Below are 15,979 nucleotides of genomic sequence, written 5' to 3'. Positions count from 1 at the left end.
GCAACTGCCTTCGATAGTGAAGGAAAGACGCTATTCTTTGACGGGAAAAAGATCTTACGTAAGCGAAAGAAGTTTCTTGAGATTCGTCGACAATTACAAAGTAAAGGTACCACATCTGCCAAGAGAAAACTAAAGCAACTGGCTCAACGAGAGAACCGTTGGATGACCGATGTGAATCATCGGCTAGCTAAGACACTCGTTACGGCATATGGTGCGCATACACTCTTCGTTTTGGAAAATTTAACTAACGTGACGTTTAACACTGATGACCTGCCTAAGTCCCTACGAAACAGCCATCGTTCATGGTCGTTCTTTCAACTGGAGTCTTTCTTAACATACAAGGCTCAGGCTATTCAAAGTATCGTTGTGAAAGTGAATCCAGTATTCACCTCACAGAGATGCCCCAAGTGTGGCCTGGTTGAGAAGGACAATCGCCATCACAACAGTCACGAGTATTGGTGTAAAAAGTGCCAGTATCGTTGTAACGATGACCGATTAGGAGCAATGAATATTGAGATGCTTGGGCAAGAATGGTTGAATGGTGTCAAATATCCAAAGATTAAGAAGCTAACAACTGCCAGGTAAACCTGGCAGTTAAACGGGTAGCCGTCAATTACCCGATGATGTTGCCACTACGAGTAGGAATGCTTTAACAGGCATGTTGGACTACTGTGTCATCAGACACGTGAGCGACAAGCCTCTGAATTCATTCAGGGGCAATTGACTCGCAACTTTCCGGCAATTGACCTGACTATTCCGTCAATCGGTAACTCGCATCCACTAGATTGGCTAGTTCAGACTTCGAAGTCATCTGGTTAATATCCAGGGTAATCCAGTGTTGCTTCGTGAAATGCTTTCCTGCCAAGATATAGGGGAAGTTCGCAACCAACTCATCAATTTTCCCCGTCTCACACTTAAGATCCAGGTACAAGCCTTCATCGTTAAGATAAGCTAGACCAAATATTTTCTTACTTGCTGAATGGCGCAAGGCGTCGAAAATAATTTGATTCCGATGTGCAGGATTATTGAAAGGTTCATCAACGACCACCTTCTTACCCTGGCTACTGAATTTAATCAATTCCTCTTTTGTCATTTCCACAACACTACCCCCTGTTTAGTTCCAACTCAGATAATCACGTCGTTTTCAAAATAGAAAGACGGCATGATAAATACAAACGGTCCTGCGAGTTGATACAGCCACACGAAGGCCCGGTCAATTACCGCTTCATTTCAAGCCTAATCGACGAAATGGAAGTCGTCAAGAAGGAACCGCTGAATTGACCATTGCGCCTCGTGTCACATTCTAGCGTGACCACAATAGGCACAGTTAGCATCGATTTGAAAACCGAATTGAACCTGTTCTAACTTCGATGCGCATTAGACTGTAACCGCCATGACCACAATACTCCCAGCAATGACACCGTGCCCGTCCCAAGCATCGTCGCTTGGAATCCACGGACAAAATCCCCACTCTGAAACTGGTAAAAAATCATTACGGCAACAATGGTCCCTAATGCCCCACCTAGCAAGCGAAAAACATTATAGATTCCCGAAGCCTGGCCAATTGCTGAGCGTGGAACGGCCCCCAGAACGGTCTTCTGCAAGGCTGGCCCAGCCATTGATAATCCAACTCCTGCCAGCATTAGCGGTAGAATTAACCACCCATAACTTTTATGAACGCATACGGCAATTAAGAGATAGCCCAGACCCTGGAATAACAACCCTAGCGTGGCCACCCACCGTTCGCCAAATCTATCGACCGCTCGTCCGGCAAAGGGAGCCACCACAACTAATGTCCCCGTCCACGGTAACAGCTCTAACCCCGCAGTCAATGCCGTAGCCTCGGGATTCAGTTGCAGATATTGGGGCAGGAAAAACACCACACCATACATTGATCCGTAAAGGCAGGCGGTTGCGAGATTCCCACCCGTAAAGTTTCTTTCCCGAAAGAAACTTAGTGGCATCATTGGCGCCGCTTCGCGAGATTGACGGAAGAAGAACCACACCCCACACCCGAGACTAACCAAACCAACTACCAGTACCCAACTCAACTGGCTACCGCTGAGATGCCCAGTCGTGGCAGATAATGCCCAAATCAATCCAGCCATGGCCACCATAATTAAGAGGTTGTCGCCAAGATTAATCGGACGACTCTGACCATGACTTTCGGGTAAATAACGTTGGGACAAGAGAATGGCTAGAACGCCCACCGGAACATTAATCCAAAAGATCCACTGCCATGTTAACTGGGCCACAATGAAGCCACCCAGGGATGGCCCCACAATTAGAGCCAAGCCACCAATCCCACTCCAAATTCCAAGTGCGCGTCCCCGTTGATTTCCAGGTAGGGCATTCGTGAGGATCGCCATCGACATCGGCGTCATGACTGAAGCCCCCAGGCCTTCAACAATCCGAGCCAGAATCAACCAGTTGATACTAGTTGCCAAGGCACAGAGCACTGAGCCAACCGTAAAAATTAGAATGCCCCAATTGTAAATTCGCCGTCTCCCCCAACGCTCTCCAAGTGAAACGCCAACCAGTAAAATCGCCGCAATCGTGATGTTATAGGCATTTAATGCCCACTGTAGGGTGCTTACCGAAATGTGAAAGTCTGTTCGAATTGCGGTTGAAGCCGTGGTCACAATCATCGCATCCATCATGGCCATGAAAAATCCTAGTGACGTCAGTAAAAGAATCCATATTGAATGAGTTGCCTTCCCTGTCATTTTCCCGTCTCCCTAATGTTGAAAAATAGTTCAAATTATTTTGAACTATTTAAACATAGCATGCCCATTTCGACCTGGCAAGAACCAAAATTAAAAAGAGACGATCTCAGCGATCGCCTCTTCATTGGTCTAGGTAACTACAAATTTTGCCAGAAATGGGTTAGGTACTGATCGAATGTCGACCGGTCTAACGCCACATATTTTTCACGTGCGACCTTATGGGCCGTGATCAATCCCGCTTCCTGGAGAATCTTAAAGTGATAAGATCCGGAAGTCTTACTAATCGCCATAGCCTGACCGACTTCACCACAGGAAACCTCATGATCCAATTTGTTCAGATAACGGATAATTTCTAAACGAATCGGATCGGCAAGGGCCTTAAAGACCTTTGTGCTTTCTTCAGTTGTGTGTACTTGTTTTGTCATAATCCCTATCCTACTAGAAAATTGATTTTTCGCAAGGGTTTGAAGCTTATAAACCAATACTCATCTCAATTTCAAATTGTTCATGAAGTTCAAAAACCACCAAAGTCAAAGTATATTTTATTGAACCGATTTAAACTTCATCTTGCAAGCTCATAACACCGGATATCATCAACGATGCCATATTTTCAGGTGATTGGGGTTCCGATTCGATTAGCCAATTGCCTAAGACATTCCAAAGCCCACCGACAGCGAACATCATAAAATATGTCTTTTCTTTCTCCGTTCCTTTCATATGCCATGGAGCCGGGAACCTTTGGTAGACCTTAATGACATGGGGATTCATTGCCTCTAGAAACCGGCCGTAAAGCCCTTGCCTCATGAGTAATCTTATTTGCTCTCTCTCACGCCACCAAAATTCAAAAAAGAAGGTGAGTCCCTCCTCAAGTGTTGCTCCCCCAGAACCAAACTTTACAAGCTCTGATAGATATTGACTGCCAATCTCACTGTTATAGGAGTTTAAAAGATCCTCTTTATTCTTATACAAACGATAGAATGTGCGGCGTGAAAGCTGGGCTTTTTCCGCAATCTCTCTGACTGAGATGTCTTCATAGGGCTGTTCAGCTAATAAATCAAAAAGTGCTTTTAATAGCCATGTCTTTGACTGCCGTACCAGTCGTTCCTGCCCATTCATTCCAATCCCCCCTACTGTCACACAAATGGCCTATATGTAGCACTTGTCAAACAATACACCAACTATCTTGTTTTACCAATTATATAATGCTAAAGTCATGGCGTCATAGGGAAGCACTTTAAACTGTGACTAATTGTTAGCCAACAATAAAATTAGTTTTATAATTTGGGGGAGATAAAAATGACTGACGTTATAACTGGCAACCAGCAATTTGATTTTCAAATCCATCGTTTTACGATGGATTTTTTACAGAACAAGGACGTTCAAAGTGATTTAAAGAACATAGCCAAAGATGTCACAGACTTTGCAACCTGGACGAAGTGGTGGTCCAAACGGGCTGAATATTATGAGGAAGAAGATGAATATGCTATAGCTGCCAGCTACTATAAAGCTGCCATGTTTTATCTGTTCGAAAATACGAAACAAAAAGTCACTCTATATAACGATTTTATTCGATGCTTCTACCAGAGCTACAATGACTTTGATTATGAACGATATCAGGTACCTTACGAAGGTGGAACACTTCCAGCTTTATTATTAAAGCAAGCCCAGGCAACAAAAACATTACTCGTCATTGGTGGATTCGATGGCTATTTGGAAGAACTGACCAGTTTTTACAAATACATGAAGGGAACTAACTATAATATTATTATTTTTGATGGTCCAGGTCAGGGCAATACTTCGTCACAAGGCTTGCACTTCATTCATAATTTCGAAAAACCAGTTTCTGTAATACTGGATTATTTCAAGTTAAGTGAAGTTGACGCAATCGGTATGTCTTGGGGAGGATACCTAGTTATGCGTGCCGCAGCCTTTGAGAAGAGGATCAAAAAAGTTATTGCACTTGATGTTTTTTACACCCCAATGGATACCTGTAAAATGAACTTAGGACTATTCAAATTTGGAATTTTATCTGGAGCGCTACTCCTCCATCAGAAGAAGACTCTAAACAGACTACTATCCAAAGCTGCCCAAAATAACATTGATCTTCAATGGAAACTCGGTAACGGCTATCTATTGACCGGTACCAATACCCCTTATGATTTCTTTCAAGACATCAAGAAACATAATGCTAGCCATATCTTGAAATACGTGAATCAGGATTGCCTTTTATTGGCCGGTGAAAACGATCAATATGTACCCGTAAAGCGATTAAAAACCATTCGAGAAAAACTAGTCAATGCAGGAGAAATCAGAACCAAGCTCTTTACAAAAGAAACTGGTGCCGATCAACATTGTCAAGTTGGACGTGTTGATCTTGCCTTCGATGAGATCAAATCCTTTCTTACAGACTAAGTAAAACGGATGAAGTGAGGCTTCACCAATCATTGGCGCCTCACTTCATCCGTTTTACCATCTGTGATTAAACACTAACACCGACTAATTCCGTAAGAAACTAATCAACAGCTTATCTACCTTCACATTGTCGTGTAACTTGCTGTGCTGTGCATTGGGACCGACAATCTTACGTTCTTGATAGGATTTTGCTCGGCTGGAGACTAGGTATCTTAATGATTTGGAGGAAGCGTTACTGACTGATCCATCCGAATGCGATCCATCATTCTTATCCCCGTAGATATTTAGAACTGCAATTTGCTTCGGATAGGTCTTTCGGAGACCCAACAGCCGCTTATAATCCGTCTGCATCTTCTCGGGTTTGCCATTGGCCTGCAACTTCATGCGATTAGGTTCATCGTTCATACCAAGTATCCCATTAAAGTGGCCGGCAATATCGACCTGTTTCTGTAATTTTGGTAAGCTGCTGTTATTATCCCGTAAGTAATACATAATGGCCATGTTACCCATCGAATGGCCAACTACATTGAACTTCTTCGTGTGATACGTCCGCTGCAACTTAACCACAGTCGCCTTGGCCCATTGTCCCCACTGCTGCGAACTGGCATTATGATTGTCTTCAAATCCGACTTCAACAATTGGATGGTAATCACCTTCGCGAAAGTGACCTTTCAGCGACACCCTTCCTTTTTTCGAAACGGTTGCCCGAATAATAGTATGCGTTAAACCGGCGTTCACCAGTGAATGTGCCATTTGTTCCTCGGCGTGCGTACTACTTCCCCAGCCGTGAAAGAACAGCGTTGGCTCGTATTTACTGGCGTCAGGCAACGACGCCGCATCACTCCGATTGCTAGTCAGGCCACAGGCTGACAACCCTAAAGCCAACAGACCAAGTCCCAAAAACAGAAATCCTCTTTTTTTCATAAGGTGGTTCTCCCCATATTTTATTTAATGGCAAAAGTATACCCCCTCATGTGGACTCTAAGGCAAGCCCTATTTTGAAATTAATTTATAGCACGTTTCAATTTATAAAAAAACTCACCGTCCATTGGCGGTGAGCTTGCATATTTAGGCTTCTAGCATGGTGACAAACCGGTGATCCCAAATACCCTCGAAAAAGGCAATGGTTTGATCCGCTGTCATAAATTTATTATCTACGGTGGTTGTTAACCCCCGCGTCATTTGTAAGTCATAACCAATACCATGAGCCACCTTAGTGGTCGTATCGACACAGTATTCAACCTGTGCGCCACAAATTTCCAAGGACTCTGCCGCAAAGCTCGTTAAGACGCTCCGCAGATTAGAATGGAAAAAGGCATTTGCGTGGTGCTTAGAAACGATGGGATCCGTGTCGCGGTAATCCAATTCAGGAATCAATTCCCAATCGTGGGTCCCTTCTACCAAGTCCTCATCCGAATGCTGGATAAAAACAATTGGTTTCTTAGCCTTGCGATACGCCGCAATCTGGGCGTTAACACCTGCAATGACTTGGGGCATGTTTACTGCGGTTTGTTCACCGTAACAAACACCGTTTTGAAGATCAATGACTAGTAAGACATCTGCCATGTTGATGGCCTCCTTCAGGAATCTTTCAGCTTAGTTTCTATCATACGCTATTTACGGTGTCCTTCAAACTATTAAAAAATTTGAGTTGGCTTTATTTAACGTTTAATTGGCATTCGCTTGCTAACTAGTTTTTGCGTGACGCCCGACTTTCATTCACTTTGGGCACAGATTACTGCAAGCGACCACAAAAGAAGCTTCAGAGCCCCTCAGGGGTGCTGTAAAGCCTCTCTTCCTCATTAAATTTCAGCTTCGTTCTCCTCATTCAGCTTGTCACAGTCAATAATCAACTGACAAACCTCTTTGTCTGGAGACAGCTTCATCGAATACATTCGACCGTATTCAATCATCGTATGATGTGCGCGATGTAATTCTTCGGGAGCTAAAACACCAACAATTTTCTTCTCCACCTGCAGTGGGGATGCCGTTTGCTCAACAAAGTGTAGCCGTTTCGAAATGGCCGACACGTGCGTATCTACAGCAAAGGTTGGCTCGCCAAAGACATCACTCAAGACCACATTGGCCGTCTTTCTCCCAGCACCCGGCAGGGCCATAATTCCCTTACGATCGGTTGGGACAACATCATTCAACTCCTCATGAACGATACGAGCGGTCTTGATAATGTTTTTCGCTTTATTGTGGAATAAACCCACACTCTTAATAATCAATTCGACATCGTTAACATTGGCCGCCATTAAATCCGCTGGATTCGGATACTTCGCAAACAAAGTTGGTGTCACCTTGTTAACCGATACGTCTGTCGCCTGCGCACTGAGAATCACCGATATCAAGTATTGAAATGGTGTTCTAGAATCAAGTGAAGGTCCAACTGGACCAATATCCTCTTCCATCTCATGAATAGCCCAGACTATCTGTTTGTCTTTCAACATAAGTAATGCCAGCCCCTCTCATCTTTTGGACGGTAACTTCATAACTCAATCTTACCGCAAAAGACCTGAGGACATACTAATTCGACAAATTTATTTACCGACCGTAAAACCAGCACCGTGGCCCCCAAAGTTATGAAAGACACCGTTGAGTTCATGGATACCATGGAGAATGTAGGTGGTGTTTCCCACCTGTTTTACCTTTTCCTGCATGAAAGAAATATCGCCATTTGGAAAACGGTAATAGTTATGTACGATGTCCGAGGGAACCTTCTGGGCCTTTAACTTCTTGAGTTTAGCCACATACTTTTTATTAAGCTTATTAATTTTGTGCGTCAAACTCTTCGCTTGCTTTGCCGTATACACGGTCCCTTTTTCCTGTGCAATCGTCTTCTTCAAATGTTTGAGTAACTTGATCTTGTGTGATACAACTTCTTTCCAGGCGATCGATAAACCCTTCTTGTTCAGAGTTGCCGCTCGAAGCACCTTTTTATTTTTCTTAATGTAATAGGCTTTCTCTGTTCGCAATTTTTGTTGGCTCGGAACCTTAGCTGCATCAGCCTTGATCACTGACAATCCCAAGCTTAGGGTTATGACAATGCCAAGAATTGCTACCCAAATTGGAAGTGGTCTTCTTGATTCATCATGTTGCATGTCAATTCCTCCATTCAACTTCAACTAAGCCAGCGTGATGCTGCCAGATAAAGAATAAGTCACATTCATTTTTATCCAATCATTAGCTGGTATATATTAATAAAAATATTTTCAATAAGCTTATTGATACTGAGGGATAGCTAATGTAGGCACCTACTCCTCCGATGAAATCCTAGAGCCCCTAAACCTTATCATCCAGTAGTCCTCCTGGCAAGCATCAAGACCGCGATGCCGTTCTTCCACCGCAGTATAAGCTTATTGGTCTAGCTATCAGAACCCCATACTAACAGATTGAACGTCTCACTTTCACAGATTGGGTCAAGAGAAGTTATAAATAACTTTGTTCCAACCCCTTTGACACAATACCCTCATTTTCTCTGAACTGTAGGGAGGTACTTGTTCTTTAGTCCAACTCTTAAAGAATTATTCCTTCACTCCTATAAAAGGTGTATACTCAAAATTTGAATTCAATAAATCACGTCAAGGAGTAACACATGCAAAACTTAGATTTAACCAATCTTGTTCTGGGGGCCTGGCTACTATTTGTCGTTATTAAGCGACAGCTGGCACCCAAGATCATTCGATTCAAAATTGAATTTTTCATTTTAGTGGTCCTACTCGGTGCGGCCTCGATTGGGGATGCCTTCCAGAAGCAACATTTACAAATTACATTTCAACAAGCATTGATTTTCGGTGGCTTGAGTTTAGCCAGTGCCGTGATATTCGCGGGATTACGGGCCTGGTCTTACCGCTTTTGGGTGAACGATGAGGGAATTGTCATGCGCCAGGGTAATTGGCTCACCCTAGTTTGGTGGGCTGTCGGTACCCTTGGCCACCTCGGTGTGGACCGTATTTGGACCGGGAGTTCGGTGACCTTGCTCCTCTATTTAGGCATAACCTTACTGGTTCAACGGGGCTGTGTCTGGTTACTGGCATCGCGACAGTACCCCACGGAAATGCGTCACAATGCCGCCATGCAAGCCGAGAACCGGCATGACCGCCATGAACGAAAACGTTCAAGAAAAAATAGATAAAGTAGCATGCAAGTTCTCAGGAAGCCATTTAATTCCTGAGAACTTTTTGCTATCCAAAGATTCAATGTCCTATAATGTAGATGTATCGGAAAACCAGGGGGTAATTAGATTGTTAAATCATAAAGTTCTTCGGGGATTACTTTTGTTTGGAACTGTTGTCGGAATGGGACTTACATCTGCAACATTACCGGCTCAGGCATCCAATCAATACTTGAAACTTCCATACCAGGGCTATGTTCGAACAAAAAAGACCATGTATGTGGGTATCTCTCAAAAACACGGGAAAAAATATAAGCCGCTCCTCATAAAAAAGGGAACAGTTCTTCAACTTTATTCTGAAAGTGAAAACGGGCATAAGGCTTCCTTCACACTCGGTGCTGTCCATTACGATAAGATTAGAAGCCTTCGATATGCGCAAAAACCAACCATACCACTCACTAAATCTAACTTTAAAAGAGTTAACCTAAAAGCACCTATTCGAGCAACTGTTCTACGACAAGGAACAGGTTTTAAACTCAGAAAACATGACTACTCTTCGACACCATTATTTTATCTGACATTAGACAACTATATTCAATATTACAATCTATCTACGGTTAATCGCTATGATCCTTGTTCCACGGATATGTACGTCCTTAGCGGACTCAAGGATGATGTTTACAAACCATCTGCGTCCGCCAAAATGATAAAAACGACGGTCAAAGGAAATACGACAACGGTCCAATACCGTCCTGCAATTAAAGGGCTCCCAGGAAAAAAGATCGGGCGTAACACGTATCAACTTAAGATTAAAGATTTAAAGAAAAATGTTATTTTCGATGACGGTACTGGTTCAGATGAGCCCGTTTGGGACGGTGGATGGGACTGTTACACGGTTAATGGCAATCCCTACTACGCAGGAAGAATGGCCACAACAGACATCTAAATTTGCTTATCACACTATCGTTAAGTCATTTCATTTAAATGATTCTAAACTAAAACTGGTTCCGAAGATCGCAATGCTCTCCGAAACCAGTTTTTTTCATCATTCAATCTAAGTGACTCATCGACCAGCCTGTCCCACGTGGGACTTCGCCGCCAATCGACGCCGTGTATCCTCTAGGATCGGTTTTGCCAATCCTAAACGCTCGGCCAACCACACCGCCTCACTAGCCCCAACCTGATGCAGAAGCAGGCGATACGTGGGACGTAACGTCTTGGGATCGAACGCCATGGTAGCCGTCATAAAGGTTGGACAATCCACTGCATATTCCTTAATGGCACTGAAGTGGGTTGTGGCAATGATCGTTGCCTGTTGCTGGCGGAGGTATTCGATAATCGAAATACTCAGGGCAGAACCCTCCTCGGGATCAGTCCCACTCCCGATTTCATCAAGTAAAACCAGGGCGTTGGCTTGAATATTAGCGGTCATATCCACTAGGGTCGTCATCTCAGCCGCAAAGGTACTCAACTGAGCGGTAAGGCTTTGATTATCCCCAATGTCGACCCAGAATTGACTAAAGACGGCCATCTCTGTGCCCTTCTCGGCAGGTAATTCCAGGCCAAACTGAACCATCAACGCAAATAACGCAATTGTCTTCAATACCACAGTCTTCCCACCGGAGTTGGCCCCGGTAATCATCAGACCTTGATGTGACGTAAGTTCGATATCCAAAGGAACGGCATCCGGTCCCAACAAGGGATGGCGGCCGGCCACGATTTTAATGTATTGGTCGGTGTTCAGTTTAGGCAGATGGCTACCTGTCTCCAAACCATACTGCCCTTTGGCCATGGTCTGATCAAAATCACTGAGTAGGTCTTGATTGGCTTTCAGATCGTCCCAGTGATCCAGAACGTCTCCAGTCAACGTAGCCAACAATTGATAAATCTCATCACTCTCGGCATTGATCAGGCTGGTTAACACGGCCGACTTCTTTGCCGCCGCTTGGGGTTCAAAAAAGACCGTCGATCCGGTCCCAGATTGGTCGACGACCTGACCTGGGAACCGGTTCTTATAGCTCGCCTTCAATTGCACGCAGACCCGGTCATTTCGCGTGATCAGTCGATTACTCTGAACCGCCTTGGCGTGCTTCTGGACAAATTGCGTCAGGGTTGTTTGTACCTGTTGGCGTTGTTTCTTAATCTGCCGCCGAATGTCGGCCAACTGCGGCGTGGCGTCGTCCGCAACCTGCCCTCTGACAATTACGTGAGCTAAACGGCCCTGCAGGCCGCTCAGACCTTTCGCGGAAGCTAACATGACCGTTAACCCTGGTGCGAGCTGTTCATGCTCACGCAGCACGGTCGTCAATCGCTGGAGGTTTGTCAGAAAATCACTAACCATTCCCAACTGTTCCGCCGTGAGTAAGAGTCCTTGGTCTAATTTTGTTTGTAAAGCCGTCAGCTGATCCAGATCAAAGTACGTCAACATAACATCGTTGGCGAGTAAACGATGGGCCTCGGCCGTCAGTTTTAACTGTTGCCGAACGATCTTAATGTCTGTCACGTTAGGTGCCGTCTGTAAGGCATTAGCCGCCCGGTCACTGTGCGTGAATTGGGCGACGGTCGCTAGGAGCTGATCAAGCTGGGTAATTTGTTTTAAAGTCATTTTTTCTCCTTGCAGCAATCAGCATGGAGAAACATTCATTGGTTTGAACTGTCGGTCCTGCTGTTGCTAATTCATGGTCTGTTTAGTACCGGACATCACGCGACAATTATTCACACTCATTAACTTCACTCCTTATAGCGTCGGCTTCCACCTTAGCACACCTTGGTTTCTCGAGCAAACAAGTAAAAAGCCACCGTCAGCTGTGGTGGTGGCTTTCAGGGTTCATTTAGTCTGGTTGACTATCCTTGAAACGTTCGGTCAGCTTGGTCTCACTGGCTGCCAGCAGGTCACTCGCATCAATATCATACAGACTACTGATCACCAAAACCTGGTCGAGGACATCTGCCAATTCTTCACGTAAATTGGCCTGACGAGCCGCTGGCGTTGCTGTTTTTTCGCCGGGATGGTCCCGCCCGATCTCAATTGCTCGAATGGCCCGTGAAACCTCACCGGCCTCTTCGGTTAAAAAGTTCAAATGAACGAAGGGTGAATACTGGTACCAATGCCGTCGTTGGTAAAAATCGACCAACCAATCTTGATGTTCCGTAATTGTCACGTGTTCGTCCCCCTTTTAGTGTTCTTTCAACTGTACCAGATCCTAACCTCGAGACCTGCACAGACGACTTACAAATAAATGAATAGCCGCAACTCCCCGAAAAAGTGTGATGATTCTTTGACTAAGTCCTTATGGTTTTCCTAAAGGAACCAAGAAACCTTAAAACTCCTCTCAAAAACCACCGTATTAGCCAAATCTGTTGTAGTCTAGAAACATGTTAACCGACACGACAGACAAGCAAACTTTTATGGAGGTGGTTCGATGCGTTGGGAACCCTTATTACTCATCATCTTACTGGCTGGACTAAGTGGCCTACTCATCGTCGCAACCGGCCGCAAACGTCGCTGGTTCGCCCTCTTAGTGCTAGGCTACTTAACGGGCCTGGCCGCCATTCTCTTTACCCCAATTTCATTTTCTGGCACAGCAATTTATATCATGCCCATCGGGATTGGCCGGGTCAACTTAACCAATCTCGACGTCTTCAACCTTGGCTTCCTAGAGAACATCGTCTTGACGATTCCGCTGGGTCTACTGGCAAAATGGGCGTTACCTAAGCTTTCACTCCTAGACGTCAGCCTCTTTGGCCTCTTCGTTGGGGGCAGCGTCGAAACCATACAATACGTTCTCTCTCATCACTGGCTCATCAACCGTAGCAGTGACATCAATGATGTTCTGGCCAACGCCCTAGGCATTCTAGTCGGTGGCCTGGCCGTTGCTATCTTCAACCGGGTAGTCAACAATCGCAGAACTCATGCGGAACGTGCGATTGCCTAAGTAAACTCGTGACTGACATTCTTACGGAATGTCAGTTTTTTTGTGGCATTTGAACTTCAGCGGGTCACACTGCCAGACCGATGCAGCAGTTTCAGAATAAAATAAAAACCATTACTAGCGCTCACACACCAATAATGGTTCATCAAAAGATTTAATTCTGTTCGTTGACCGATGAGGCCTTGTTCTTCTTGAAGACAAACCACTTACTGAAGAAGTAGTTAGCCAAGACAACCACCACTTGGTCAACCAGTTTGGTCACCATCTCATTTTGCTGGAGTAACGTGACCCCGGCCCACATGATGGCCATATCCATAATCAATGTCGCTCCCCGCGCGAGGAAGAATGTGACGACCTCGCTGAAAAGTGCCTTAGTCGTTGTGAAATGAGAATGGAAGACCCAAACCCGATTGGTTAAATAAGCAAATAAGACTGACAGGAACCAGGCCCAAACATTTCCAACCTGGTAGTTCCACCCCCACAGTGTGGCCGTGACATAAAAGACGACCAAATTAACCACTGTCGTCAATCCCCCGAATATCAGGTAGGCCAGCACGTCCTGATATTTGTAGTAAAGTTGCAGTAATCGTTGCATGTTTCTAGTCCCCCCTGAATAATCCTTATCTTCTCCCGTTATAGCTGAAAACCTTTAATGACGCAAGCTGCCGCCCCCATTTAATAGAAAAAATTAAGGGTTGGATCGCTGACCTGTATTTACCGTTAGGTGCTGGATAGCCTGTGTTGGCAGGCTGATCCGTGTAGTGGTAGTGGTGAATTTTGATTCGTATAAGTTAAAGTAATTAATTTAATTTCCCTAGCTGATTGGCATTTAAAAACACCGTCCCGGCTTAACCGAAACGGTGCTCGTGTCATTTATCGATTTAATCTTTCCTGAATCGTTTGAATCACGCGGCTCTTTAACAAGCCATAGACCAGAACAATTTGAATGGGTGTCACAATGAGTTGTTTAACGACCCGTAGTGGTAACAGACTCCAGAATGGCGTCCGGTACATGATGGTCACCCACAGCGTGTTGAGAAAGGCATTCACGACGACTGCGATAATCACAGAAGCTAGTGTAATGCGCCCCCAACTCACCGGTTGTTTGTAAAGGAACAACGCGTAAATCAATGATCCCAGGATCGCCGATACCGTGAATCCTAGGAAAAATGGTCCACCAGTCATCAGGGTTCCCACAACGTCAACGACTGCCGCGGTCATCATGCCCCACCAAGGACCGAACCACTTGGCGAGTAACGCCACGATCAGGAAGGTAAAACTAAACTTGATAAAGTTATTGCCGATCGAGAAGCGGCTGATGACCAGCTGCAACGCCATCAATAACCCCATCGTTACCATACTCAACGTGTCCAGCTTGGGTAGCTGGGTTTTTGCCATTGTCTTCAATTCAGACATCTCCTAAGGGAGTTGCCACATTGCTGCGGTCAATGCGGAAATAAGATCGCGGGACACATTCCCTTCGTCCGGTGTTCACATTGCGTTCCACCGGCACTTGACGCCTTATTTCCTACTCCGTAAATTTAATTACAGAAAACAGCATACCATACTCATACCAGACTTGCACGCGTTATGCGCGGTCGAAGTCCTTCAACCAAGCCAAGGCCAAGGCCTTTTCCCCCAGGTGGGTCCCGATGACTGGCCCAAAGTATGAGCGTTCCACGGGGATCTCAGGGTACTGGGTCGCAATCTTCTCCGCCCAGGCCTGCCCGCCATCTGGATCGTTCGCATCTAAGACCAACGCCCGTAATGGGTAGTCGACCTTTGCCTGGGCCTGGACAAATAAGTCCTCAACTCGAGCCAAGGCCTTCTTACGTGACCGTACCTTTTCAAAAGCCACAATCTCGTGGGTCTCGTCATCAAATGTTAATAATGGTTTAATCCGTAACACACTCCCGATGAACCCGGAAGCATTGGACAACCGGCCGCCACGGACCAGGTTTTGTAGATCATCAACAACGAAGTATTCGCCAATCGTTGACCGTAAGTCGTCCAACCGGGCGATAATTTCATCCGGTTCGGCACCCTTCGCAGCCATCCGTGACGCTTCAATCGCTAAGTACCCCATCAACTTGACCGTGATCTGTGAGTCATAAGGAATGACCTTGATCCGTTCGATGGTGGGCGCCAAGGCCTTCAATTGGTTAACAAAACCGGAAATTGTGCTGGCCAAATGAATACTAATCACCGCATCATAGCCCTCGTCAGCCAATTGGTCGTATAAATTAATCATTTCACCCAATGGTGGTTGGGACGTACTTGGAAATGATTTGGAATTTCTTAACCGCTCGTAGAATTCACTCGTGGTAATATCAACATCTTCATCATAGGAGCGACCATCAATGATCACCGGAATTGGTACGACGTGAATATGATACCGCTCGACCTCTTCTGCGGACAAATAGCTAGTACTATCGGTGACCACAGCAATCTTCATTTCTTACACCTACTTTTGTTTTTTATCATTTAGAAACTAGAATACCATAAAACGCCGGGAACGCCTAGAACTTGTGCGGTTATGGAAACGTAATCACAACAAATTTAGCCATTTTAACCCGATCTCGTTTGAGAGCAATCGTCAGACTTGCCGCCGGTCATCCCAAGAACTTCTCTGGACTTAATTGCACCGAGCCCTAATGGACCTCCCGTGCCGTCTCAAGGGCACATCCGATGAACTGCCCCACTTAAATTGTAACAGACGAATTTACAATCGAAGTGCAACACTAATTGAATAAAAAGACCCATAGCGGGTACAATTACTTAACGACCAAGAA

At 45.2% G+C, this 15,979-nt stretch carries 18 protein-coding genes and 1 riboswitch; of the genes, 5 read left to right on the top strand and 13 right to left on the bottom strand.

Features of this window, described 5'->3' with window-relative positions; all coding sequences use genetic code 11:
• A partial coding sequence (locus OCU14_RS10750) for an RNA-guided endonuclease TnpB family protein (RefSeq protein WP_261811022.1) occupies positions 1-585 on the top strand: 585 nt, incomplete at its 5' end.
• Between the two features lie 166 nt (positions 586-751).
• Here OCU14_RS10750 and OCU14_RS10745 read toward each other — a convergent pair.
• From OCU14_RS10745 to OCU14_RS10730, 4 genes are all read right to left on the bottom strand, one after another.
• A complete protein-coding gene (locus OCU14_RS10745) occupies positions 752-1,093 on the bottom strand; it encodes an MmcQ/YjbR family DNA-binding protein (protein WP_261811024.1) in 342 nt (113 codons plus the stop codon).
• Positions 1,094-1,361: 268 nt separating this feature from the next.
• Complete coding sequence (locus tag OCU14_RS10740) at positions 1,362-2,726, bottom strand: MFS transporter (RefSeq protein WP_261811021.1); 1,365 nt, start codon at positions 2,724-2,726, stop codon at positions 1,362-1,364.
• Between the two features lie 137 nt (positions 2,727-2,863).
• Positions 2,864-3,151: an ArsR/SmtB family transcription factor gene (locus tag OCU14_RS10735; protein WP_261811020.1), complete on the bottom strand. Its 288-nt coding sequence runs from the start codon at positions 3,149-3,151 to the stop codon at positions 2,864-2,866.
• A 130-nt stretch (positions 3,152-3,281) separates the two neighbouring features.
• A complete protein-coding gene (locus OCU14_RS10730) occupies positions 3,282-3,842 on the bottom strand; it encodes a TetR/AcrR family transcriptional regulator (RefSeq protein ID WP_261811019.1) in 561 nt (186 codons plus the stop codon).
• A 180-nt stretch (positions 3,843-4,022) separates the two neighbouring features.
• Here OCU14_RS10730 and OCU14_RS10725 point away from each other — a divergent pair, with 180 nt between their 5' ends.
• Positions 4,023-5,138 (top strand): alpha/beta fold hydrolase, encoded by a 1,116-nt coding sequence (locus OCU14_RS10725; RefSeq protein WP_261811018.1) that lies wholly within the window; start codon positions 4,023-4,025, stop codon positions 5,136-5,138.
• Positions 5,139-5,222: 84 nt separating this feature from the next.
• Here the strand turns inward: OCU14_RS10725 and OCU14_RS10720 are convergent, their stop codons facing one another.
• The 4 genes from OCU14_RS10720 to OCU14_RS10705 all read right to left on the bottom strand — a co-directional run bounded on the left by OCU14_RS10720 (position 5,223) and on the right by OCU14_RS10705 (position 8,242).
• Positions 5,223-6,062 carry an alpha/beta hydrolase gene (locus OCU14_RS10720; RefSeq protein ID WP_261811017.1) on the bottom strand — a complete coding sequence of 280 codons (840 nt, stop codon included), beginning with the start codon at positions 6,060-6,062 and terminating at the stop codon, positions 5,223-5,225.
• Between the two features lie 144 nt (positions 6,063-6,206).
• Positions 6,207-6,704 carry a cysteine hydrolase family protein gene (locus OCU14_RS10715; protein ID WP_261811016.1) on the bottom strand — a complete coding sequence of 166 codons (498 nt, stop codon included), beginning with the start codon at positions 6,702-6,704 and terminating at the stop codon, positions 6,207-6,209.
• Between the two features lie 236 nt (positions 6,705-6,940).
• Positions 6,941-7,591, bottom strand: coding sequence for an endonuclease III domain-containing protein (locus OCU14_RS10710; protein ID WP_261811015.1), 651 nt, complete (start codon positions 7,589-7,591; stop codon positions 6,941-6,943).
• 90 nt (positions 7,592-7,681) lie between these two features.
• Entirely contained in the window at positions 7,682-8,242 is a 561-nt protein-coding gene (locus tag OCU14_RS10705) for a hypothetical protein (RefSeq protein WP_261811014.1), read from the bottom strand.
• A 494-nt stretch (positions 8,243-8,736) separates the two neighbouring features.
• Here OCU14_RS10705 and OCU14_RS10700 point away from each other — a divergent pair, with 494 nt between their 5' ends.
• Positions 8,737-9,276 (top strand): hypothetical protein, encoded by a 540-nt coding sequence (locus OCU14_RS10700; RefSeq protein ID WP_261811013.1) that lies wholly within the window; start codon positions 8,737-8,739, stop codon positions 9,274-9,276.
• A gap of 109 nt (positions 9,277-9,385) precedes the next feature.
• Positions 9,386-10,201 (top strand): hypothetical protein, encoded by an 816-nt coding sequence (locus tag OCU14_RS10695; RefSeq protein WP_261811012.1) that lies wholly within the window; start codon positions 9,386-9,388, stop codon positions 10,199-10,201.
• Positions 10,202-10,318: 117 nt separating this feature from the next.
• Here OCU14_RS10695 and OCU14_RS10690 read toward each other — a convergent pair whose 3' ends face one another.
• Together OCU14_RS10690 and OCU14_RS10685 are read right to left on the bottom strand one after the other, a co-directional pair.
• Entirely contained in the window at positions 10,319-11,860 is a 1,542-nt protein-coding gene (locus tag OCU14_RS10690) for an endonuclease MutS2 (RefSeq protein WP_261811011.1), read from the bottom strand.
• Positions 11,861-12,086: 226 nt separating this feature from the next.
• A complete protein-coding gene (locus OCU14_RS10685; RefSeq protein ID WP_261811010.1) occupies positions 12,087-12,416 on the bottom strand; it encodes a MazG nucleotide pyrophosphohydrolase domain-containing protein in 330 nt (109 codons plus the stop codon).
• A 261-nt stretch (positions 12,417-12,677) separates the two neighbouring features.
• On the opposite strand from OCU14_RS10685, the gene OCU14_RS10680 reads away from it, so the two are divergent.
• The gene (locus OCU14_RS10680) at positions 12,678-13,190 is read left to right on the top strand and encodes a VanZ family protein (RefSeq protein ID WP_261811009.1); all 513 of its coding nucleotides are present in this window, start codon (positions 12,678-12,680) and stop codon (positions 13,188-13,190) included.
• 151 nt (positions 13,191-13,341) lie between these two features.
• On the opposite strand, the gene OCU14_RS10675 is transcribed toward OCU14_RS10680, so the two are convergent.
• The 3 genes from OCU14_RS10675 to fakB all read right to left on the bottom strand — a co-directional run bounded on the left by OCU14_RS10675 (position 13,342) and on the right by fakB (position 15,642).
• Positions 13,342-13,782, bottom strand: coding sequence for a GtrA family protein (locus OCU14_RS10675; protein WP_261811008.1), 441 nt, complete (start codon positions 13,780-13,782; stop codon positions 13,342-13,344).
• 278 nt (positions 13,783-14,060) lie between these two features.
• Positions 14,061-14,585, bottom strand: a complete 525-nt coding sequence (locus tag OCU14_RS10670; RefSeq protein WP_261811023.1) for a folate family ECF transporter S component — start codon at positions 14,583-14,585, stop codon at positions 14,061-14,063.
• 42 nt (positions 14,586-14,627) lie between these two features.
• Positions 14,628-14,725: riboswitch (THF riboswitch) on the bottom strand.
• Positions 14,726-14,775: 50 nt separating this feature from the next.
• A complete protein-coding gene (gene fakB, locus OCU14_RS10665; RefSeq protein ID WP_261811007.1) occupies positions 14,776-15,642 on the bottom strand; it encodes a DegV family protein in 867 nt (288 codons plus the stop codon).
• Positions 15,643-15,979: the final 337 nt, after the last annotated feature.

The organism is Levilactobacillus humaensis (assembly GCF_024345185.1).
GTDB lineage: Bacteria > Bacillota > Bacilli > Lactobacillales > Lactobacillaceae > Levilactobacillus > Levilactobacillus humaensis.
Note: the sequence above shows the minus strand (reverse complement) of the source record. Positions and strands in the feature narration are given on the sequence as shown.

What these genes read in the sequence shown, in the direction of transcription:
- OCU14_RS10740 (WP_261811021.1), bottom strand. Translation starts at nt 2,726, where the DNA reads ATGACAGGGAAGGCAACTCATTCAATATGGATTCTTTTACTGACGTCA.
- OCU14_RS10705 (WP_261811014.1), bottom strand. Translation starts at nt 8,242, where the DNA reads ATGCAACATGATGAATCAAGAAGACCACTTCCAATTTGGGTAGCAATT.
- OCU14_RS10715 (WP_261811016.1), bottom strand. Translation starts at nt 6,704, where the DNA reads ATGGCAGATGTCTTACTAGTCATTGATCTTCAAAACGGTGTTTGTTAC.
- OCU14_RS10745 (WP_261811024.1), bottom strand. Translation starts at nt 1,093, where the DNA reads ATGACAAAAGAGGAATTGATTAAATTCAGTAGCCAGGGTAAGAAGGTG.
- OCU14_RS10680 (WP_261811009.1), top strand. Translation starts at nt 12,678, where the DNA reads ATGCGTTGGGAACCCTTATTACTCATCATCTTACTGGCTGGACTAAGT.
- OCU14_RS10725 (WP_261811018.1), top strand. Translation starts at nt 4,023, where the DNA reads ATGACTGACGTTATAACTGGCAACCAGCAATTTGATTTTCAAATCCAT.
- OCU14_RS10675 (WP_261811008.1), bottom strand. Translation starts at nt 13,782, where the DNA reads ATGCAACGATTACTGCAACTTTACTACAAATATCAGGACGTGCTGGCC.
- OCU14_RS10720 (WP_261811017.1), bottom strand. Translation starts at nt 6,062, where the DNA reads ATGAAAAAAAGAGGATTTCTGTTTTTGGGACTTGGTCTGTTGGCTTTA.
- OCU14_RS10670 (WP_261811023.1), bottom strand. Translation starts at nt 14,585, where the DNA reads ATGGCAAAAACCCAGCTACCCAAGCTGGACACGTTGAGTATGGTAACG.
- OCU14_RS10730 (WP_261811019.1), bottom strand. Translation starts at nt 3,842, where the DNA reads ATGAATGGGCAGGAACGACTGGTACGGCAGTCAAAGACATGGCTATTA.
- fakB (WP_261811007.1), bottom strand. Translation starts at nt 15,642, where the DNA reads ATGAAGATTGCTGTGGTCACCGATAGTACTAGCTATTTGTCCGCAGAA.
- OCU14_RS10690 (WP_261811011.1), bottom strand. Translation starts at nt 11,860, where the DNA reads ATGACTTTAAAACAAATTACCCAGCTTGATCAGCTCCTAGCGACCGTC.
- OCU14_RS10710 (WP_261811015.1), bottom strand. Translation starts at nt 7,591, where the DNA reads ATGTTGAAAGACAAACAGATAGTCTGGGCTATTCATGAGATGGAAGAG.
- OCU14_RS10700 (WP_261811013.1), top strand. Translation starts at nt 8,737, where the DNA reads ATGCAAAACTTAGATTTAACCAATCTTGTTCTGGGGGCCTGGCTACTA.
- OCU14_RS10735 (WP_261811020.1), bottom strand. Translation starts at nt 3,151, where the DNA reads ATGACAAAACAAGTACACACAACTGAAGAAAGCACAAAGGTCTTTAAG.